Origin of the sequence: Pseudomonas sp. HMWF021 (genome assembly GCF_003061005.1) — a bacterium.
Taxonomy (GTDB): Bacteria; Pseudomonadota; Gammaproteobacteria; order Pseudomonadales; family Pseudomonadaceae; genus Aquipseudomonas.
Genome location: NZ_QAIK01000155.1, coordinates 74,257 through 78,837 on the forward strand (window position 1 = coordinate 74,257; position 4,581 = coordinate 78,837).

At 62.7% G+C, this 4,581-nt stretch carries 5 protein-coding genes; 3 read left to right on the plus strand and 2 right to left on the minus strand.

The genetic code is table 11. From position 1 onward, the window contains the following. Positions 1 to 825: molybdopterin cofactor-binding domain-containing protein (locus tag DBR18_RS29720; RefSeq protein ID WP_256588846.1), on the minus strand; the 825-nt coding region annotated here is incomplete at its 3' end. Then, entirely contained in the window at positions 825 to 1,289 is a 465-nt protein-coding gene (locus DBR18_RS22455; protein ID WP_108591964.1) for a (2Fe-2S)-binding protein, read from the minus strand. The genes DBR18_RS22455 and DBR18_RS29720, both read right to left, overlap by 1 nt. 118 nt (positions 1,290 to 1,407) lie before the next feature. On the opposite strand from DBR18_RS22455, the gene DBR18_RS22460 reads away from it, so the two are divergent. From DBR18_RS22460 to DBR18_RS22470, 3 genes are all read left to right on the plus strand, one after another. Further along, positions 1,408 to 2,298 (plus strand): LysR substrate-binding domain-containing protein, encoded by an 891-nt coding sequence (locus DBR18_RS22460; RefSeq protein WP_108591965.1) that lies wholly within the window; start codon positions 1,408 to 1,410, stop codon positions 2,296 to 2,298. A 336-nt stretch (positions 2,299 to 2,634) separates the two neighbouring features. Beyond that, positions 2,635 to 3,564, plus strand: a complete 930-nt coding sequence (locus DBR18_RS22465; protein ID WP_086792694.1) for an amidohydrolase family protein — start codon at positions 2,635 to 2,637, stop codon at positions 3,562 to 3,564. Positions 3,565 to 3,568: 4 nt separating this feature from the next. Continuing rightward, on the plus strand, positions 3,569 to 4,474 hold the full coding sequence (locus DBR18_RS22470; RefSeq protein WP_003224037.1) for an amidohydrolase family protein: 906 nt from the start codon (positions 3,569 to 3,571) through the stop codon (positions 4,472 to 4,474). Positions 4,475 to 4,581: the final 107 nt, after the last annotated feature.

Consider the following 4,581-nt stretch of genomic DNA (forward strand, 5'->3'; position numbering starts at 1 on the left):
GCCGAGCACGTCGGGCCGCCCCGGAATCGCAATCACCTTGCGCACGCCCGGCACCTGCAATGCCGCCGCCGAATCCACGCTGACGACTTTCGCCCCGACCACCGGCGCCCGCTGAATCACCGCCACCAGCATCTCCGGCAACTGCACGTCGATGCTGTACTTGAAGCGCCCGCAGACCTTGGCCGCCGCGTCACGTTTGTGCCGCAGTTTGCCGATGTATTTGAACTGAGCCGGATCCTTCAGCACGACGTGTGCCGGCGCCGGCAAATGCGCCGCCACGTCGACCAGTTCGCCGTAGCCGAGGCTGCGTTTGCTGGCCGCGTGAATAACCCGACCTTCTTCGGTGCTGCAACTGTCGGGGCTGACTTTCCATTGCTGTGCGGCCGCCGTGATCAGCAGCGCCCGCGCCGTGGCGCCGGCCATGCGCAAGCGTTCGTATTCCAGCGAAACACTGGTGCTGCCGCCAGTGGAGAAGACTTTCCAGACCGGGTGAATGTAGATCTCGAAGAACGGATCTTCCGGGGTGATGACCTGCACGGTCATCGGGTTCACATCCAGTTCCTCGGCCACGCATGCGGCCAGTGCCGTCTGCGTGCCGGTTCCGGAATCATGCTTGTGCACCACCAGTTTCACCGTGCCGTCGGGGAAGATCCGCACCCAGGCGTTGGGTTCGAACTCCGTGGCCGGGGCCGGCACTTTCGGGTCGCTGGCGGCGATACCGGAGGGCAGATACAAGGCAATCGCCAGGCCCGAAGCGACCGTCGCCGCTTGCTTGAGAAACACCCGACGGGACGGTTCGAGCAAGGTGTCGTCGAGCCGGCTCATCACGCCTCCTTCGGCGCGTTCGCCGCACGTTTGATCGCTTTGTTGATCCGCCCGTAAGTGCCGCAACGGCAGATATTGCCGGACATCGCATTGCGGATCGAATCGTCGCTCACCGCCGCGCCGGTGTTGAGCAGCGCGGCGGCGGACATGATCTGCCCGGATTGACAGTAGCCGCATTGCGGCACATCTTCGGCGACCCAGGCCAGTTGCAGCGGATGATTTTGTGTCGGCGACAAGCCTTCGATGGTGGTGATGCTGTGGCCCGCGACGGCGGCCAGCGGCAACTGGCAGGAACGCACCGCGACGCCGTCCAGATGCACGGTGCAGGCACCGCACAGGCCCATGCCGCAACCGAATTTGGTGCCGGTAAGTTTCAGTTGATCACGCAGTACCCATAACAAGGGCATGGAGGGGGACGCTTCATCCAGCTCGCGTCGTTCGCCGTTAACCGTGAATGCGATCATTGTCAGGCTCCAAAAGAGCGGCCCGTCTTTGTGCGGGCCTGGTCACCGATTATTGGAACCCCGGGCAAATCGCGGCCAGCGACGATTTCTGCCAACCGCTGTTAGCAGGACTAACAACATGTACAAGCGATACCCGTCAGTGCAGTCCATGAGTGCGTTCATCCACGCGGCGCGCAGTGGCAGTTTTTCCAGCGCGGCGCGCAAGCTCGACCTGACCCACAGTGCGATCAGCCAGCAGATTCGCGCACTGGAAGAGTTCATCGGTCAGCCGTTGTTTGTGCGTGAAGGTGGCGGCAGCAACCTCACCGACGCCGGGCAACTGTTTGCCAGCGTGCTGGCGGACGGTCTGGCGCAGATCGACCGGGCGTTGTCCTCGGTGAAAAATCACCGCGTGGCGCAACGCCTGACCCTGGATGTCGACAGTGAACTGGCGCAGAGCTGGCTTAACCCGCGCCTGCCGCAGTTGCTCGACGAGCTGCCGGATTACGAGGTGACGCTGCTGTCGATGCCGCGCAGTGACCGCAGCAGCTTCGAGCGCGTGGACCTGGCGTTGCGTTACGGTTACGGCGATTGGGATGACTGCGAGATGACGCAGATCTGTGGCGATCGGGTGCTGGCGGTGGCTTCGCCGGCGCTGCTTGAACGCTATGGCTTGCAACTGCCGTTGAGCCCGGCGCAGATTCTGCAGTTGCCGCTGTTGGGCTATACGCGACGCTCGTGGATTCCGTGGCTGGACGCCGCCGGAATGCCGCCCGAGGAGCCAGCGGCGCGGGTGATTTTCGATAATGCGGCGAACCTGATTGCGGCGGCTGAAGCCGGTGTCGGTGCGGGGCTGGTGCGCGGCTTGCTCGCCGCCGATGCCTTGCGCAGCGGGCGGCTGGTGGCGCTGAACGAAGCGCAGATTGCTGCGCATTACAACTTGTATGCGGTGTGGCCGCACGGGCAGGCTGAGCGGGTGGCGCCGGTGGTTGAGGTGATCAGGCAGTTGGCTGCGCGTACACAGCCCTGACGCCTTAGCGAGCACCGAAAATCAAAAGATCGCAGCCTTCGGCAGCTCCTACAGAGGAATTAGGCTAGGGCACAGATCAGTGTAGGAGCTGCCGAAGGCTGCGATCTTTTGATCCTGATTTTCCCCATATCGCCCAAGTATCACCACCGCGCCCAATTAATATTGTACGAACCCCTCCCCCCTTTCCAATACTCGCCCTCAGCAACCACCCACCCGGGCCGGATGCGAACAGGCGAGGGAATGCGCGAGTGCTGCGCATAGAAATGGCCGATAGCCCGGGGCGTGGATGCCGAGAGCCGCAAGGCTCCCTTCCCCGCTATCAGGAGATCGACTTCAATGATCATCGATATCAGCTGCTATCCCACGGATCTCGTGGACCTCGCCTGGAGGCATGACGGTGACCCGTTCACCGGCGAGCGTCTGCTGGAGATGATGGATGGCCCGTACATGGTCAACGGCAAGCCTCGCCGGATCGACAAAGCCTTCATCCAGCCGCCGCAGGGCAACACGATTTACACCTGGACCGACGGCGAACTCTCGGGCCGTGAATCCATCGACGCCTACATGGCCTACACCCTGAAAATGGTCCAGACCTACCCGGATCGTTTCATCGGCTGCTTCGTCTACAACCCGCGCTGCGGCGTGGAGAACGGCGTCGAGGCGATCGAGCGCTACGTCAAGCAACACGGTTTCAAGATGGTGCAGATGCAGGCCAACATGCACGCCTACCGGCCTGACCGGGCGCTGGACTGGGTGCGCCCGTGCTTCGAGAAATGCGCCGAGCTGGGCATTCCGGTCAAGCTGCACACCGGCGACGGGCCATACAGCATCCCGTCGGAATGGGTGCCGATGATCAAGGAATTCCCCAACGTGAATTTCATCATGGCCCACTTCGGCGTGCAGACCGGCGGCGTCTACGTGTTCGAACCGATGCAATGGGCGATGGAGCTGCCCAACGTCTACTGCGAATCCGGCTGGTGCCTGCAATCGCGGATCGTCGAGTTCGCCAAGGTCTTGCCAACGCACAAGATCCTGTTCGGCACCGACACCCCGCCGAACGAACCGGGCATGTGGCTGCGCCTGCTCGAAGTGCTGTGCCACGAGCCGCCGCAAGGCCTGAACCTCGATGAGGACACCCTCGAGGAATACCTGGGCAACAACACCGCGCGGATGATCGGCCTCGAGCCCACCCCGCCGCCGCGTTCCGTTTCCGAAGCAGAGGCGCAACTCAAGCGCCCCGTCACCACGCAACTGGCCAGGAGCTGAACCGATGATCATCGACACCCATCTGCACCCCACCAACCTGGTCGACGAGGCCTGGCGCCACACCGGCGAACCGTTCACCGGCGAGCGCATGCTCAAACTGATGGACGGCCCGTACATGATCAACGGCAAACCACGCCGCATCGACATGGGTTTCATCCAGCCGCCACCGGGCAACACCGGTTATCGCGACGGCAATCGCCGGGGTCGCGAGGGCGTGCGCGACTACATGTCTTACGTCGCCGAACTCTGCGTGAAGTATCCGGATCGCTTCATCGGCAACTTCAATTTCAACCCGCGCTGGGGACCGGAAAACGGGGCGGCGGAGCTGGAATTCCACATCAAGGAATACGGCTTCAAGATGCTCAAGCTGCACGCCAACATGCACGGCTATCGTCCGGATCGGGCGCTGGACTGGTTGCGCCCGGCGATGAAGGTCTGCGCCAAGTACAACATCGTGGTGCTGATCCACACCGGCGACGGCCCGTACACGATTCCGACGATGTTCTACCCGATCATCCGCGAGTTCCCGATGGTCAATTTCATCATCGGCCACTTCGGCATCCAGACCGGTGGCAACTACTCGTTCGAGGCGTTCTGGATGGCGATGGACACGCCGAACGTGTACTGCGAATCCGGCTGGTGCTTCCAGTCGCGGATCGTCGAGTTCGCCAAGGAACTGCCGCGCAACAAGATCGTGTTCGGCACCGACTCGCCGCCGAACGAACCGGGCATGTGGCTGCGCGAGCTGGAGGTGTTGTGCTCACCGGCACCGCAGGGCCTGGGCATCGATGAGGATCATCTCGAAGACTACCTGGGCAACAACATCGCCCGGTTGTGCGGGATCGAACCGACGCCACCGCCCAAGGATCTGGTTGAGGCCGACATACGCCTGACCACGACGTACCTCTGATACCGCTGTTCGCTGAAGCCATGCTGAACCCTTGTGGCGAGGGAGCTTGCTCCCGCTGGGTGGCGAAGCCGCCCCGCTTTTTCCCAAAGAGCTTGGGCCTGCTGCGC